The 15,732-nt window shown below is 45.2% G+C and carries 11 protein-coding genes and 1 tRNA gene; 9 read left to right on the plus strand and 3 right to left on the minus strand.

All coding sequences use genetic code 11. From position 1 onward, the window contains the following. Window positions 1-227: 227 nt before the first annotated feature. The 3 genes from xerD to recJ all read left to right on the plus strand — a co-directional run bounded on the left by xerD (window position 228) and on the right by recJ (window position 4,087). Window positions 228-1,163, plus strand: a complete 936-nt coding sequence (gene xerD / locus G3R49_RS12775; RefSeq protein WP_210147208.1) for a site-specific tyrosine recombinase XerD — start codon at window positions 228-230, stop codon at window positions 1,161-1,163. Between the two features lie 126 nt (window positions 1,164-1,289). Then, window positions 1,290-2,027 (plus strand): bifunctional protein-disulfide isomerase/oxidoreductase DsbC, encoded by a 738-nt coding sequence (gene dsbC / locus G3R49_RS12780; RefSeq protein ID WP_167869923.1) that lies wholly within the window; start codon window positions 1,290-1,292, stop codon window positions 2,025-2,027. Between the two features lie 335 nt (window positions 2,028-2,362). Beyond that, window positions 2,363-4,087 (plus strand): single-stranded-DNA-specific exonuclease RecJ, encoded by a 1,725-nt coding sequence (gene recJ, locus G3R49_RS12785; protein ID WP_167869924.1) that lies wholly within the window; start codon window positions 2,363-2,365, stop codon window positions 4,085-4,087. 226 nt (window positions 4,088-4,313) lie between these two features. On the opposite strand, the gene G3R49_RS12790 is transcribed toward recJ, so the two are convergent. Then, window positions 4,314-4,389 (minus strand) — tRNA-Phe (locus tag G3R49_RS12790). A 320-nt stretch (window positions 4,390-4,709) separates the two neighbouring features. Here G3R49_RS12790 and G3R49_RS12795 point away from each other — a divergent pair. Genes G3R49_RS12795 through G3R49_RS12805 form a run of 3 tightly spaced genes read left to right on the plus strand, consistent with a single transcriptional unit; the run spans window position 4,710 to window position 8,703 of the window. Beyond that, entirely contained in the window at window positions 4,710-6,914 is a 2,205-nt protein-coding gene (locus G3R49_RS12795) for an RND family transporter (RefSeq protein ID WP_245335360.1), read from the plus strand. Beyond that, window positions 6,911-7,651 (plus strand): hypothetical protein, encoded by a 741-nt coding sequence (locus G3R49_RS12800; protein WP_130601033.1) that lies wholly within the window; start codon window positions 6,911-6,913, stop codon window positions 7,649-7,651. Before G3R49_RS12795 ends, G3R49_RS12800 begins: the two co-directional genes overlap by 4 nt. Then, entirely contained in the window at window positions 7,642-8,703 is a 1,062-nt protein-coding gene (locus tag G3R49_RS12805; RefSeq protein WP_167869925.1) for a 3-oxoacyl-ACP synthase III family protein, read from the plus strand. The genes G3R49_RS12800 and G3R49_RS12805 overlap by 10 nt, the downstream gene beginning before the upstream one ends. 103 nt (window positions 8,704-8,806) lie before the next feature. Here G3R49_RS12805 and G3R49_RS12810 read toward each other — a convergent pair whose 3' ends face one another. Next, window positions 8,807-9,568, minus strand: a complete 762-nt coding sequence (locus tag G3R49_RS12810; RefSeq protein WP_130601037.1) for an outer membrane protein assembly factor BamD — start codon at window positions 9,566-9,568, stop codon at window positions 8,807-8,809. 124 nt (window positions 9,569-9,692) lie between these two features. On the opposite strand from G3R49_RS12810, the gene rluD reads away from it, so the two are divergent. From rluD to clpB, 3 genes are all read left to right on the plus strand, one after another. Continuing rightward, window positions 9,693-10,667 carry a 23S rRNA pseudouridine(1911/1915/1917) synthase RluD gene (gene rluD / locus G3R49_RS12815; RefSeq protein WP_167869926.1) on the plus strand — a complete coding sequence of 325 codons (975 nt, stop codon included), beginning with the start codon at window positions 9,693-9,695 and terminating at the stop codon, window positions 10,665-10,667. Next, window positions 10,667-11,398, plus strand: coding sequence for a peptidoglycan editing factor PgeF (pgeF, locus tag G3R49_RS12820; RefSeq protein ID WP_167869927.1), 732 nt, complete (start codon window positions 10,667-10,669; stop codon window positions 11,396-11,398). The genes rluD and pgeF overlap by 1 nt, the downstream gene beginning before the upstream one ends. 310 nt (window positions 11,399-11,708) lie before the next feature. Continuing rightward, window positions 11,709-14,282, plus strand: a complete 2,574-nt coding sequence (clpB, locus tag G3R49_RS12825; protein ID WP_167869928.1) for an ATP-dependent chaperone ClpB — start codon at window positions 11,709-11,711, stop codon at window positions 14,280-14,282. A gap of 99 nt (window positions 14,283-14,381) precedes the next feature. Here the strand turns inward: clpB and G3R49_RS12830 are convergent, their stop codons facing one another. Then, window positions 14,382-14,837 (minus strand): DUF4124 domain-containing protein, encoded by a 456-nt coding sequence (locus G3R49_RS12830; protein ID WP_167869929.1) that lies wholly within the window; start codon window positions 14,835-14,837, stop codon window positions 14,382-14,384. Between the last annotated feature and the right edge of the window lie 895 nt (window positions 14,838-15,732).

The raw sequence follows: 15,732 nt of genomic DNA on the forward strand, positions 1-15,732 counted from the left end.
GTGTTCAGAGATTACTCAGGAAAAATCGCTTAGAACAAGGCAGAAATTGCAGCTAGCTAGTAGCTCTACCTACAAAATTTCTAACGAAGTTATAAGCCCTTTTTTCCAGTAAGAAGCAACCAGTAAGAATGATCACATACTTGTGCTGATTGGTATAAATCTTTAGCTTTGTAAATTGGCGCTATGTTATGTTTTGCATAACCTAGCGCTTTTTTAATGAGTTCTCTTTGTCAAAACAATCTCAATCGTCTGCAGTGAAAAACGACACCAAGGCACAAAGCAATCCAGTTATCGATGCTTTTTTAGATGATTTGTGGTCATCACGCGGTGTAAGCGACAACACGCTCGCGTCTTATCGCACTGATCTTGCCCATCTCAATGCATTTTTCGCTAAGCGTAAGCAAAGGCTACAGGATGCGAGTACTCAAGATATTCGCGATTATCTTGCACACCGTTTTGAACTGGGTTACGCCAAATCGAGCAGTGCTAGGCTATTGAGTAGCGTTAGGCGTTTTTATCGCTATTTGGTGCGCAGTGGGCAGCGTGAAGATGACCCAAGTGCGTTGTTAGAGTCACCTAAACAAGCGCGACATATTCCCGATACATTATCAGAAGCGCAAATTGATGCATTATTGAATGAGCCAGATACCGAAGACCCAATAGAGCATAGAGATAAGGCGATGCTTGAGCTGCTGTATGCCACAGGGCTGCGAGTAACTGAGCTTGTCAGCTTAACCATGGAGCAGATCAGTTTGCGCCAAGGTGTTGTGCAAATTGTGGGTAAAGGCGGTAAAGAGCGTCTAGTTCCTATGGGCGAGCTTGCGGTTGATGAGGTGATGCAATATTTGAAACTGGCGCGACCAATTTTGCTTAATGATAAACCATCAGATGTGTTGTTTCCGTCTAAACGTGCTAAGCAAATGACTCGGCAAACCTTTTGGCATCGTATTAAGTTATACGCCACTCGCGCTGGCATAACCGCTGATTTGTCGCCTCATACATTGCGCCATGCATTCGCCACTCACCTGCTTAATCATGGTGCCGATTTAAGGGTGGTGCAGTTACTGCTAGGCCATAGTGATTTATCTACAACCCAAATATACACCCATGTGGCTAAAGCTAGGTTGCAATCTTTACATCAGAGTCACCACCCGCGAGGGTAGGAAACTTAAATGAGTGACTCTTGCCTTAAAAATTTTTTATTAAAGTTGCGTTAATTGGGCATTCTCTGTAAGTTTTGCTCAGCAACTCAGGTCTAAATAGTTAGATCTCATTCAATAGGAATAAACATGAAAGCTCGTTTTTCGCTGGCGTTGATTGCTGGTTTGATATTTTCGCCTGTTACTTTGGCCGCTAACTCAACTGGCAGCATCGAAGACAAACTAACAGAGCAGCTTGTAGATAAGCTAAACGTTGATGTAGTGAGCATGGAAAAAGCACCTATTGAAGGGCTTTACCAGGCGGTAACTAAACAAGGTATGCTTTACATTAGTGAAGACGGTAGCAAGTTAATCCACGGTAATATCTATGCGTTAGATAACAACATGGAAAACCTAAGTGACACCGCATTTAATGCTGCGATGGCCGCACCACGTTTAGAAATGCTTAAGCCATTTGAAAAAGACATGCTGGTTTACAAAGCAAAAAACGAAAAGTATGTGGTCACCGTATTCACCGATGTTGATTGCGGTTACTGCCGTAAACTCCACAACGAAATGCAAGGCTACAATGATTTAGGTATTACCATCCGTTACTTGGCTTACCCGCGCCGTGGCGTGCCTTCAGCTAACGCAGATGAGATGCAAGCCGTTTGGTGTGCAAAAGACCCGCTAAAAGCGATGACTGAAGCTAAGTCTGGCGGTAATGTTAAGGCTGCAAGCTGTGATGTTGATATCAGCAAGCAGTTTTACCTAGGTCAACAGTTTGGTATTTCAGGTACACCTGCCATCGTATTAGAAAATGGCTCTGTTATTCCTGGTTATCAGCCGCCAGAACGTTTACTTAAAACGCTTCAGCGCGCGTTATAATCGTCAGCCGTAAACATACCCACATAGCTGGGTGAATAAACTACTTGAAGGTGAGCTCAGGCTCACCTTTTGTTTACCTTTTGCTAGTTAGTTGCTAGCTTATTTGGCTTACATTTAGCCTTAATACCAATTGGGATAAGTAAGTGATCGGATATTAGGCAGGAAAAATCGTTTAGAACAAGGCGGAAATTGCAGCTAGCTAATTGTTCTGCCTACAAAATTTCTAACGAAGTTATAAGCGATTTTAACCAGTAAGAATGATCACGTTCTTGTGCTAATTGGTATAATTTCTATCGCATATTTATTGCTCAGTTATCGCACTTTTATAGGTCTCCATGTCGCATTCTATTGTCCGTCGCCCTCAGGTTGATGACTCACATTTATCAGCTATTGAATCTCGTCTAATCCGCCAGCTTTACGCCCGCCGCGGTGTTTGCACTGAGCAGCACGACCTCTCACTTAAGCATCTGTTAAGACCCAATACCATGATGGGGATCGACGCTGGTGCACAGATTATTGCTGATGCAATCCAAGCCAATAAAGCCATTATGATTGTTGGCGACTTTGACGCTGATGGTGCTACCTCCACAAGTGTGTGCATGCTGGCATTGAAAATGATGGGTGCTGCCAAGGTTAATTACCTGATCCCGAATCGCTTTGAGTATGGCTATGGTTTAAGCCCTGAGATTGTTGCAGTTGCTGCGGCGCAAGGGGCGCAGTTATTAATTACCGTTGATAACGGCATATCATCTATCGAAGGCGTGAGCGCAGCTAAAGCTGCGGGCATGCAGGTTGTGGTAACCGACCATCATTTGCCTGGACGTGAGCTACCTGATGCTGATGCCATTGTGAATCCAAACCAGCATGGCTGTGAGTTTGCTAGTAAAGCCATTGCCGGTGTCGGTGTGGCGTTTTATTTAATGTCAGTACTGCGAGCAACCCTTGCTAAACGAGGCTGGTTTGATGCTCAGCAAATTGCCGAGCCAAATCTAGCTAACTTGTTGGATATCGTAGCTTTAGGCACTGTGGCCGATGTGGTGGCGCTAGATGCTAATAACCGCCGCTTGGTACAAGCAGGTATGCAAAGGGTAAAAGCAGGGCGTTGCCGCCCGGGGATCACAGCGTTATTAGAAGTGGGGAAACGTACTCCTCAGCGTCTTGTTGCAGCTGATTTTGGCTTTGCTGTCGGCCCTAGATTAAATGCGGCTGGGCGGTTAGATGAAATGGCGCTGGGTGTCGAAACCTTATTGTGTGACGACATTATGAAAGCAAGGCAAATGGCTGCTGAACTTGATGGCTTAAATCAAGAGCGCCGCGAGCTAGAAACTGGCATGCAACAAGAAGCGCTCAAGTTTTTAGATGCGATGGCGCTCAATGAAGCTGAGCTACCTTGGGGAATCGCGCTATTCCAGGATGACTGGCATCAGGGCGTAATTGGTATTTTAGCGTCAAGAATTAAAGATAGGTATCACCGCCCTGTGATTGCTTTTGCTGATGCTGGTGAGGGAGAAATTAAAGGCAGTGCGAGATCCATTAAGGGCCTGCACATGCGTGATTTGCTGGATGCGATTAACACCCAAAACCCCGGGATGATCATTAAGTTTGGTGGTCATGCTATGGCTGCAGGCTTGTCGATTCACTCAGACCGCTTTGCTGATTTTTGTTTGGCTTATGATGCCATGGTGAAGCAAACACTGGATAAAGAGCAATTGGCTGGTGAAGTGCTATCTGATGGTGAGCTTGCTATCGCTGAGTTAAATCTGGAGACGGCGCATCTGCTGCGTCAAGCTGGCCCTTGGGGGCAAGCGTTTGAAGAGCCGGTGTTTGATGGGTACTTTAGAGTAGTGCAGCAACGCATTGTTGGCGAGAAGCATTTAAAGCTGCTAGTTGAAACCGAGTGCGGCGCGCTAATGCTTGATGCGATTGCATTCAACATTGATTTAAAGGTTTGGCCAGATGCCACCATTAGTCATGCCAGAATCGCTTATAAGCTTGATGTAAATGAGTATCGCGGTAATCAAACTGTGCAACTTATGGTGGAACATATTGAGCCTATGTAACTAAGGTGGGACACCGAAATAAGAGAGAGTATGTTATGGGCTAACGTTATCGCGTCGGCCTTTTAGTTGTGTTGCTTAGAAGAGGTTTAGTAGAGGCGCTGTTAGTTTAAACGGAAGTTGCTTATACAAGAGTCGTTAATAAAAGAATGATTAAACGCCAAAAACAAAAAAGCCTCGCATTGCGAGGCTTTTTCAGGTGTCGAAGTTATCAAGCACCTTAAGAATATGGTGCCCGAACCCGGAATCGAACCAGGGACACGAGGATTTTCAATCCTCTGCTCTACCAACTGAGCTATTCGGGCGACGGGCGCTATTAAACGAGTTTTATGGCTTGGAGTCAAACGATTTTTGTAAAAAACTGCTTTTACTGGTGCGTTTGCGCAAGAATTCCGCAAGTTTGCCAATCTTTGCTCAGCTCGCCCTTATTGAGTGTATTTATAGTTGAGCTAACCGTTATGTCACAGCAATACGCTAAATTACCTCTTGGTCATTCATCTGACGTTGGGTGCCAAAGCTTAGTGAAATTAATTCAATCAATTAGCAAATTTTTCTATCACTTCTACGGTCTATTAAATTAACTTACTCTTAAGGCCTTCAACTAATAACAATTGAGAACTAGCATTTGAGTTGGCAACAAAAGTTAATCCGTTTATCACTGGCATCGCCAATCACCTTGGGCTTAGGCATTTTTGTACTACTGCTTTGGGCGCTTATGGGTGTCGCCCGTTTGAACTTGGACGTTAACTTTAACGATTACTTTGCTAAAGATGACCCTAGGTTTATTGATGCGAAGCGCATGCAACACTCGTTTGAGCGCAATGATGAGTTTTTGATGTTGCTTGAGTCAAAAATCAATGATGAGCCTTGGAGTAGCGAACACCGACAAACCCAGTTAATGAATTTTGTGGCTCAATTACAGCGTCAGCAGGCGATTGATGAGGTAGGTGGTTACGTGGAGTTTGTTAATCAGAGTCAGCGTCAATCCCCCATTTTAAGTTATAAGCAGCATCCGCGCTTGCCTTTGGTGTTATCGGCTGATGAGCAAGCGATTATGTTAACCCTGCATTTAAATCAGGATGATCAGGATAAGTTTGGCAACACCACCTTATGGCGGGAGCATCACATTGATAGTGTGTTGAGTTTGAGCCAGTTTTATTGGCGCTCGCAAGGAGTTGAAGTCCATCTAACTGGGGCTGAAGCGCTTAACTGGCAATATGCAAAGGTATTGAGGCATGACTTAAGTTGGTTTGCGCCAGGGTTATTGTTAGTGATCACTTTTATGGCGTTGATGTTTATTAAAAGTCGCTGGTGGTTAATGGCAATTGCAGCAAACTGTTTGATGATATTGTTGCTCACTCTTGGGATCGCTGGCTGGTTCAATTTAACCTTGGCGGCAATTAGCGCGTTTATACCTGTGATTATCGTGACCTTATCATTGGCCTATTCAGCACACTTGTATCTTGGTTGGCAGCGTATTGGCACCCAAGTGGATGATGGCACAGGTACCAACGCAATAGCTGCGACGTTTGAACATAACCGTAAACCTTTGTTTTACGCCACCCTGACTACCGCCTTTGGTTTTTCATTGCTGTCGGTGAGTCCATCGCCTCCTATTCAAGCGTTTGGCGTGTTGGTTGCTTGCGCTGTGTTAATTCACTATTTGCTATGTCATACCTTGCTGGTGACGGTTGCTGCTAAAGCGCAAATCTCTGCTGTGACGTTTGACCGCGTTACTCGCTTTAGCAAGGTCGCTACAATGGCTAAACGCATAAGTGGTTACCCTAAAGCTGTCATGACTCTGGTGGTTTTGCTGAGTTTGGTTGCAGCATCTAGTGCGTTCAAACTTAAGCTCAATGATGACCCTATGAGCTACTTTGCTGACGATAACCCGTTGGCAATTTCGCAGCAAAAAGTGCAGCAATACTTTTACGGCATTAATTTATTGCACATCCAAGTGCCTACCTCTCCTTATGCCATTTACGACAAGGCATACCTAAGCTTTTTGTATCGCTTTGGGCGCTACTTGCAATCCCAAGATGAGGTTAAGCGAGTCAGTCATATTGGTGATTGGGTTAAAAGCGCCGGTCTTTCTTCATCTCAACTTAAACGGCTTGCTCACGAAAATACGGTTGCCGAGCTTGGTTTGGGCGCAGAAATTTCAACAGGTTTTGAGTCAAGCTTGCTCACCATTTACTTAAAGCCGTTAACGGCCAGGGAAATGGTGGAGTTTGAACAGAAAGTTGAGCAATGGCTTGATGAAAATCAAGGGCAGCTACAAGTGGGTAAACTCACCAGTAGCAATTTAATGTTTGCTCATCTTTGCTTGGATAATGCCAAAAGCATGTTGCTTTCGTTTGCCATTGCACTGAGCTTGCTGTCGGTCATTCTAGGGTTGATTAAACGCAGTTTTGCTTTTGCCGTAGCTGGGCTGAGTCTTAACTTTTTGCCTTTGCTGTGGATGTTTGGTTTATGGCAAGTCACTGGCGGTTTTATCAGTATCGGTACAGCAGTGGTGTTAGGGATCATGCTCGGGATCATTGTTGATGACACCTTGCATTTGATGCTGAAACTGCCGGTAGCCAGCGATGATAAAACCGAGGTGCCAGGTTTAACCGAACAATTTTGGCAACAATACTCAGGAGTGATCCCTGTGGTGAGCTTTACCACTATGACATTGGTGCTGGGTTTTGGTATCGGCTTGATTTCTGAGTTTGGGCCGATTATTCAATTGAGTTTGTTGTCAGTAATCGTGATTTCGTTTGCCTGGTTGTTTGACGTGATCGTCTTACCAGTGGTCTATCGATACTTGCTAAGGAGGCCGCTATGAGTCAGCGCCGCTGTTTTGGTCACGCTGCTACGCCTAAAGTGACCGAGGGGAAAAACGCTGAGCGCTTAACACGCTGGATAGCGCAGCAAGCCAAGTCGCCGCTTGTTTTTACTGAGGCTCAGCAACAACATCTAGCTCGTTTATTGCCATTGTTGCTGTGTGGTGAACAGTCTGCTCAGTTGGTGTTTAACCAAGAGATTGAACGCCTTGGCCAGCAGCAACCTTCACTCACAGATAAAGAACGTTTGCGTACCATTGCCACGCTACAGGCTGTAGAGGCGGATGAGTGTCGCCACGATATTGCATTGCAACAAGTTGCCGACTCCCTGCCTCAGCATAATGATGCTGCTAGTGAAATAGCTAAGGTGCAAAGGTTAGCAAAGCGTTTTTATATGGGGTTGGGTCGTGTTGAGAATTATCAGCAGCATTTTGTGCGTATCGCGACCTTAGATACCTGTGTGACACAAATTATGCATAGTTTTGAGCACAGCAATTTAGGACGAGAACATGGCTTTAGCCAGCTTTGCGCCATGATAAAAAAAGATGAGGCCAAGCACGTGTATGTGAGCCGTCATCACGCCATTGGTCTAGGGGCATCGGCTGATGATTTTGCTCAGCAGCAGGAGAGCGTGTCATCAGATCTATTTACCTTACTATTAACTCAGCAGCGCTCTTTTGAATCTATGGGTGTTTGTCTAGATAGCATTAAACAAAGATTGGAGGACAAATGGCAGTAAAGTTCGCCGCTAATGATTTAGCCGTTTATGGCATCGCACATCAGTTGCCCAATGAGCGTGTTGATAACGCCCATTTACTTGCTGCACTAGCAGAAAAATGTGGCCGCTTTGCAGCTCGTAAAGCTAAAAGCATCACTAAACACCTAGGCATTGAAAGCCGTCATTTGGTGCGGGATTTAACCACAGCGACAAGTAGTGCTAATCCATCAAGCATTGAGCTGAGTAAGCAGGTGATATCTCAGGCGTTAGCTCATGCGGATATGACAGCTGCAGATTTAGATTACCTGCTGACGCATACCTGTACGCCACACACTCAAGTACCACCTAATGCTGCTTGGCTTGCCGATGTGCTTGCTTATCATGGACCTTATTTAGAGCTGCGGCAGGCTTGTACTGGTTTTGCCAATAGTCTACAAATTGCCTCGGCTTTTTGCGCGACCACGCCAAAACCTGTCGCCATTGTTGGGGTTGAAACTGGCTCTGTTTATTTTGATATGAGCAAGGAGTTTATCGACACTGAGCAGTTGGTTAATTATGTGCAAATGGGCGATGGCGCTGCGGCTTGTATTGTTGGGCCGCAAGCCACTGACAATTCAAACTTAGCATTGCTTAGCGATATTTATCTTGGTCAGGTAGGGCATGACAAACAGCCTGGATTTTACCTAGATTCAGGTTCAAACGATGTGGGTGAGAAACGCATGGCGCGTTTTCACCACAATACCGCTGCGGTGCGGGCTCAAGGAAGTCAGCTATTTGAACTAGGCTGGCAAGCGCTGCAAAGTCGAGGTTATCAGTTAGACGATTTCGCTTATATTTTGCCCCATCAAGCCAATGGACATATCGACAGCTTAATGGCAAAAGAGTTAGGCATAGAACCACAGCGCATAATTAATGATGCTAAGCACTTAGGTAACTTAGGCTCTGCTGCTATTTGGGTGAGTTTGTCTCGGTTGATCCACTCAGGTAAGTTAACTTCGGGCGATAAAGTTGCCGTACTTGGAGCAGAGGCAACCAAGTACTTGTATGGCGGTTTTGTTTATCATCATAAATAGTTCATTTTAAGTTCTGTGTAATCATTCGAATTACAGATACAAAAATGCCCGCACGATGATGTCGTTAGCGGGCATTTTCTATCTGGCTAGCTTTTGATGACGCTTATCGGTTTAGCGACTCATTTTCAGGGAAGTTAACCTGCATCACCATTTGTGCATGTTCTTTTAGCTTGTCTTGCCCTAACTCATCGTAAGCGATGGTCATGATTTCCAATGCGCGCTCAGTTGCAGGTGTCCCTGGGAATTTCTCTAACACAGTTTGCGCACGCACTGCCGCAGCGCTCCACGCGTTCATTTTGACATAATATTCAGCCACCTTGATTGAATACATCGCTAGGCGGTTTTTCAAAAACTGCATACGCTTTTGCGCGTCAGCTGCATAAGGGCTGTTTGGGTAGGTCTTAATCAAACGCTCAAAGTCACGGAATGCATCTTGGGCGTTTTTAGGGTCACGATCGGTGCGATCAATGTTCATCATCTGATGGAACAAATAATTATCAGCCTGCATGTTGGTTAGGCCGCGCATGTAGTACACGTAATCAATGTTCGGGTGCGTTGGGTTTAAGCGAATAAAACGGTCGATGTTAGCAATACCTGAAGCTGCATCGTCCATTTTGTAATAAGCGAAAATGAGGTCAAGTTGTACTTGAGTTTTGTGCGCACCAAATGGGTAACGCGAGTCTAGTGCTTCAAGCGAACGTACTGCTTTTGAGTAATTGCCGAGCTCCATTGAGGTGCGAGCTTGTTTATAAAGTACTTCTGGAGAGGCTTTACTGGCTGTGAGTTCTTCTTCTGATTGATTGCTACTACAGGCAGTTAGCGCCAATGTTGCGATTAACGCTAGACCTTTTGCATATTTATACATACTTGAATTCAATTCTTTTATAAGTTGTAGTTAAGAATTTTTCCATTTCACGGTAAAATAGAAAACATCCGATTGTAACAGATAGCACATTTACTTTGGACCCCAATATCGGGGTACGGTTCCTATGACACAACAGATTAATCTAAAAAGCGAGATCACAGCAACACAAACCGGCCTAAGATTGGACAGAGCATTGGCCGAATTGTTCCCTGATTATTCCCGTACACGCATCAAAGAATGGATCCTATCTGGTGCAGTTAGCATTGACGGTACCACAGTTGATAAGCCGCGCGAAAAAGTTTTTGAGTCGCAAGAAATTGCAATTGACGCCACGCTGGAAGAAGAAGTCCATGCTGAAGCCCAAGACATCGACCTAAACATCGTTTACGAAGATGACCACATTATAGTTATCAACAAGCAAGCTGGCTTGGTGGTTCACCCAGGTGCGGGTAATGCCGATGGCACGTTAATGAATGCCTTGTTGCATCATCACCCTGAAATTGAACATGTACCGAGAGCTGGTATTGTTCATCGTCTGGACAAAGACACCACAGGTTTGATGGTTGTGGCTAAAACCGTTGAAGCGCAAACTCACTTAGTCGCCGCGCTGCAGGCTCGTGACATTGTTCGTGAATATGAAGCGCTAGTCACTGGCACTATGACAGCGGGCGGCACAGTCGATGAGCCAATTGATCGTCATGAAACTAAGCGTACACAAATGGCGGTAGTTCATGGTGGCCGTCCATCAGTTACACATTACCGTGTTGCTGAGAAGTTTCGTGCGCACACGCGTTTACGTCTGCGCCTTGAAACAGGTCGTACTCACCAAATTCGTGTGCATATGGCCCATATTGGTCATGTGTTGGTTGGTGACCCTGTATATGGCGGCCGCCCGCGCCCGCCGAAAAAGGCTAGCGAAGAATTTTTCGACACTTTAAAAGATTTCAAACGCCAAGCTCTGCACGCGGTGCGTCTTGAATTAGCTCACCCGTTTACCTGTGAAATCATGACCTGGCATGCACCAGTACCTGATGACATGGTTAAGCTAACTAAAGCTATGCGTAAAGATTTGGAAGAAAACCCGGTCGAGTACCTTTAATGTGGCAAACTAACTGGCCTGTACCCGCCAATGTCGGCATAGCTTTTACTGACCGACATGGCGGCGTGAGCGAAACACCTTTTGATAGCTTGAATCTTGGCGATCATGTGGGTGATGCGCCAGCTAAGGTTGAGCAAAATCGCCAGTTAGTGACTTCTTTGCTTGAACTGCCAGCTAAGCCTGTGTGGCTCAAGCAAGTACATGGTACTCATGTACTTGAAAATCCCGCCTTACCTTTTTGTTCATCAACACCGACAGAAGCAGATGCTTGTTATGCCAATCGCAGTGGTATTGTTTGCGCTGTGATGACAGCAGATTGTTTGCCTGTCGTACTATGCAACGAGCAAGGAAGCGAGGTTGCAGCCATTCATGCCGGTTGGCGTGGCTTGTGCGATGGCATTATTGAGCAGACCGCACATAAGTTTGCTGCAGACTATCAAAACTTGATTGCCTATTTAGGCCCAGCAATTGGCCCTAAAAAATTTGAAGTGGGCGTAGAGGTCAAGCAAGCGTTTGTCTCTCATAATGCAAATGCCGCGAATTGTTTTACTGCATCTGGTGATAAGTATTTGGCTAACATTTATCAGTTAGCTGAGCAGCGCTTATCCGCCCTAGGTATTAACACTATTTTTAGTAGTGATGAATGCACAGTCTCTAATACTGACTTTTTCTCTTATCGCCGCGACAAGCAAACTGGCCGCCAAGCGACGCTAGTGTGGTTAAAGTCTTAAACTGACTGCTAAGCGTTAAAGTCTGATGGTAAACGTCAGTCAGCTTGATCTTTTGTATTGTTCTTTAGCTCTTCTTGATCTGTTTAGCTCTCTAGTTAGTTTTGACTAGCCACAGTGCTATTGGCGCTCTGTCTCCATTTTATATCCGGCATCTATACTCTGGTTTATTGACTGTATCGAAGACTTGAATTTATTTCATCAGTCCCCATTTCTTTACTAGATTAATGTTTTGGTGCGCATGCTCTTAGTAAAAGCCTTTTTAATAAAGAGAACTTTGTAGTGGCAGCCATGTTAGATAGTAGGAGGTAGTATGAGACTCGACCGCATGACTAATAAGTTTCAGATTGCGATTTCTGATGCTCAATCTCTAGCGCTTGGGCGCGACCATCAATTTATAGAACCAACCCACCTTATGATGGCGTTGCTTAATCAAGACTCTGGTTCAATTCACCCGCTGTTAACTCAAGCGGGGATTCAGGTTAGCGCGCTGCGCTCAAAACTAAGCCAAGAGTTGGAGCGCTTGCCGCAAGTAGAAGGCACTGGCGCAGATGTGCAGTTATCTCAAGGCTTAATCCGCCTGCTAAACCTATGCGATAAGCTGTCGCAAAAGCGTAAAGACAAATACATCTCCTCAGAGCTATTCATTATTGCTGCGCTTGAGGGGAACGATGCACTCTCCAAAGCACTGAAAGAATCGGGTGCCACCAAAGAGCTGATGGAGAAAAGCATTGAGCAAATGCGTGGCGGACAAAACGTGGATGATCCTAATGCTGAAGATCAACGCCAAGCTTTGAAGAAATTCACTATCGATTTAACTGAGCGTGCCGAGCAAGGAAAGCTCGACCCTGTGATTGGCCGCGACGATGAAATCCGCCGCACAATTCAAGTGCTGCAGCGCCGCAGCAAAAATAACCCTGTGCTGATTGGTGAGCCAGGTGTGGGTAAAACTGCAATCGTCGAAGGACTTGCACAGCGCATTGTTAATGGTGAAGTGCCTGAAGGTATCAAGAACAAGCGTGTACTCTCGCTAGATATGGGTGCCTTAATAGCAGGCGCTAAGTATCGCGGTGAATTTGAAGAGCGCCTGAAAGCAGTATTAAATGAGCTTGCCCAAGAAGAAGGGCAAATTATCTTATTTATTGATGAGCTACATACCATGGTTGGCGCCGGTAAAGGCGAAGGCGCGATGGATGCGGGTAATATGCTCAAACCTGCGCTTGCTCGCGGTGAGCTACATTGTGTTGGTGCAACCACGCTCGACGAATACCGACAGTATGTGGAGAAAGACGCGGCGCTTGAGCGTCGCTTCCAAAAAGTTGTGGTCGATGAGCCCAGTGTTGAGGCGACCATTGCAATTTTGCGAGGTCTGAAAGAGCGTTATGAGCTGCATCATCATGTGGAAATTACCGACCCTGCGATTGTTGCTGCGGCGAGTATGTCGCACCGTTATATTTCAGATCGTAAATTGCCAGACAAAGCCATCGACTTAATCGATGAGGCTGCATCGAGCATTCGGTTACAAATCGATTCTAAACCAGAAACGCTTGATAGGTTGGAGCGCCGCGCGATTCAGCTAAAGCTAGAAGAGCAAGCATTGGCAAAAGAGTCTGATGAAGCCAGCTTAAAACGTCTTGCTCATTTGCAATCAGAGCTTAAAGAAGTTGAGCTAAATGCTAACGAGCTAAATGAAATTTGGCATACAGAAAAAGCAGCGCTTGCCGGTACTCAGCATATTAAGGCCGATCTGGAACAAGCGCGAATGGATTTAGAAGTCGCTCGCCGCGCTAGCGATTTAACGCGCATGTCTGAGCTGCAGTACGGCCGCATCCCTGAACTTGAGAAGCAGCTCGATCTGGCATCTCAAGCGGAAATGCAAGACATGACCTTGTTGCGAAATAAGGTTACCGATGTAGAAATAGCCGAAGTGCTGTCAAAAGCGACCGGTATCCCAGTTGCAAAAATGCTTGAAGGTGAGCGCGAGAAATTGCTGCACATGGAAGATGCACTGCATGAGCGAGTGATAGGTCAAAACGAGGCCGTTGATGCGGTAGCTAACGCTATTCGCCGTAGCCGCGCTGGGCTTGCTGACCCAAATCGTCCTATTGGTTCTTTCTTATTTTTAGGCCCAACAGGTGTGGGTAAAACTGAGCTGTGTAAATCATTGGCTAAGTTTTTGTTCGATACAGAGTCAGCCATGGTGCGTATCGACATGTCTGAGTTTATGGAAAAACATGCGGTGTCGCGTTTAGTTGGTGCACCACCAGGGTATGTCGGCTATGAAGAAGGTGGCTACTTAACTGAAGCGGTAAGACGTAAACCTTATTCAGTTATCTTGCTTGATGAAGTTGAGAAAGCTCACCCTGATGTGTTCAACATCTTGCTGCAAGTGCTCGATGATGGCCGTTTAACTGATGGCCAAGGTCGCACGGTCGATTTTCGTAATACTGTGGTGATTATGACATCTAATCTAGGCTCAGATGTTATTCAGGAGCAGTTTGAGCAGTTGGATTATCAAAGCATGAAGCAACAGGTGATGAATGTGGTGACGCATTCATTTAGACCTGAGTTTTTAAACCGTGTCGATGAAAGTGTGGTATTCCACCCGCTTGCCGCTGAGCATATTGCCCATATCGCGAGTATTCAGCTAAATAATTTGAAGCATCGTTTAGCAGAGCGAGATTTCGATATTGAGATCAGCAAAGACGCGTTAGCTCTAATTGCCCAAGCAGGGTTCGATCCTGTTTATGGTGCAAGACCACTTAAACGTGCCTTGCAGCAAGAAGTTGAAAATCCGCTGGCACAGCTATTACTGAAAGGTGAGTTAGTACCGGGCAAAGTGATAAAAGTAGATGTTGCCGATAGTCAGCTGATGTTCAACCAATAGCTATCGGAAAAGCCTCAGTGCTTTTTACTGAATGATAGAAACAACAAAGGGAGCAATTGCTCCCTTTGTTGTATATAGAATTTGTATCGGCAAGCTCTACTATTTACAGAAGAGTTTTACCCTCTGCTCATTCTCGTTTATTGCCTGCGTTTTTTGTTCAGCGGTCATTTGCTCCATCTCACCGGTTTTTTCATTCTTTCGAGTCAGGCGATTGTAGCTCTTTAATACGCTTAAACTGTGCTTAGCACTTTCACAAAGCTCCTTAGCTTGTTCTTTATCTGTTGCATTAATGATAGCGGCTGATTTTTCTAACTCAGATTGCTCTTGCACTTGCTCGCGTTTCTTCGGGGCAATATACCCTGCCTTAGCTGGTTCAATGTCTTCGCTATATATTTTAGTTGCGTTGACGCCTTTCGGCGGTTGCTCGCTGTAGTGCACAACGCCTTTATCATCGACCCAAGTGTAGATAACAGCTGCAGAGGCGAGTGGTATTGCAACAACAAAAATAATTAAGGCTGCTGTGATGCTGATTAGTAAAGAGTGCTGTCGGCTCATGGTAACGTCCAGGTTGTATGAACTTATTTGTTATTTATCCCAACATAGGATATCCGCTTAATAAAGCCAACAAATAATCTAATAAAAATTGTTCAAAGGCAAAGTTACCTTAATCAGTAGCTTAGCTTCGCTGCATCCACCTGAGTACAGAGTAATGCACTAAAGCCAAAAATAACCTGCCATTTTTAGTCTATGCTTATCTGTCCAGCTCGAGTTCATTTATCTTTTATCTTTTGCATAGCTTGCTAGGCTCTTTTAGTAATGGTTTAGTACCTGGCTAGTACTGAAATGGAGCTGTAATGCACATTTAGGGCTGGTGTTGCTTAAATTGTGCGCGCTTGAGCAGTGTTTTTAAGAAAATCGCATATAAGGGCTTGCGCAAATAAATCTGCTCCCTATAATGCGCTCCCACTGACCTGCAGGACGTAGGGAATGCCAAAGCTTGTCTGGAACAAGCTTGGTAGACACGGCGCAGCGGCCAACACGAGGTGTAGGTGGCAAGCATGAAAGTTTGATTTGAAGGCATTTAAGCCACTCAAATCAAGGCGAAAAGAAAGTTTGAAAAAACACTTGACGCCAACGCGGGAAAGCGTAGAATACGCAGCCCTGACCCGATGAGCCAAGCGCGAACGGGATGCTCTTTAACAATATGACAAGTATATCTGTGTGGACATTCACAGAGTATTAAATTCGACAGATTCACTTTCGAGTGAGTCACAAAATTTAAAACTCATTGATGTTCATACGACACAAGTTAATTTGAATTGATGATTCAGTTTAAATTGACGCATGACAGTAGAATTCATTGAGTCGTTCTTCGGAACGTAAAAACTTTTAATTGAAGAGTTTGATCATGGCTCAGATTGAACGCTGGCGGCAGGCCTAACACATGCAA

The organism is Shewanella sp. WXL01 (assembly GCF_012263345.1).
GTDB classification, from domain to species: domain Bacteria; phylum Pseudomonadota; class Gammaproteobacteria; order Enterobacterales; family Shewanellaceae; genus Shewanella; species Shewanella maritima.

Coding starts and splice junctions, on each gene's coding strand:
- dsbC (WP_167869923.1), top strand. CDS start 1,290: ATGAAAGCTCGTTTTTCGCTGGCGTTGATTGCTGGTTTGATATTTTCG.
- recJ (WP_167869924.1), top strand. CDS start 2,363: ATGTCGCATTCTATTGTCCGTCGCCCTCAGGTTGATGACTCACATTTA.
- G3R49_RS12800 (WP_130601033.1), top strand. CDS start 6,911: ATGAGTCAGCGCCGCTGTTTTGGTCACGCTGCTACGCCTAAAGTGACC.
- G3R49_RS12805 (WP_167869925.1), top strand. CDS start 7,642: ATGGCAGTAAAGTTCGCCGCTAATGATTTAGCCGTTTATGGCATCGCA.
- G3R49_RS12810 (WP_130601037.1), bottom strand. CDS start 9,568: ATGTATAAATATGCAAAAGGTCTAGCGTTAATCGCAACATTGGCGCTA.
- rluD (WP_167869926.1), top strand. CDS start 9,693: ATGACACAACAGATTAATCTAAAAAGCGAGATCACAGCAACACAAACC.
- pgeF (WP_167869927.1), top strand. CDS start 10,667: ATGTGGCAAACTAACTGGCCTGTACCCGCCAATGTCGGCATAGCTTTT.
- clpB (WP_167869928.1), top strand. CDS start 11,709: ATGAGACTCGACCGCATGACTAATAAGTTTCAGATTGCGATTTCTGAT.
- G3R49_RS12830 (WP_167869929.1), bottom strand. CDS start 14,837: ATGAGCCGACAGCACTCTTTACTAATCAGCATCACAGCAGCCTTAATT.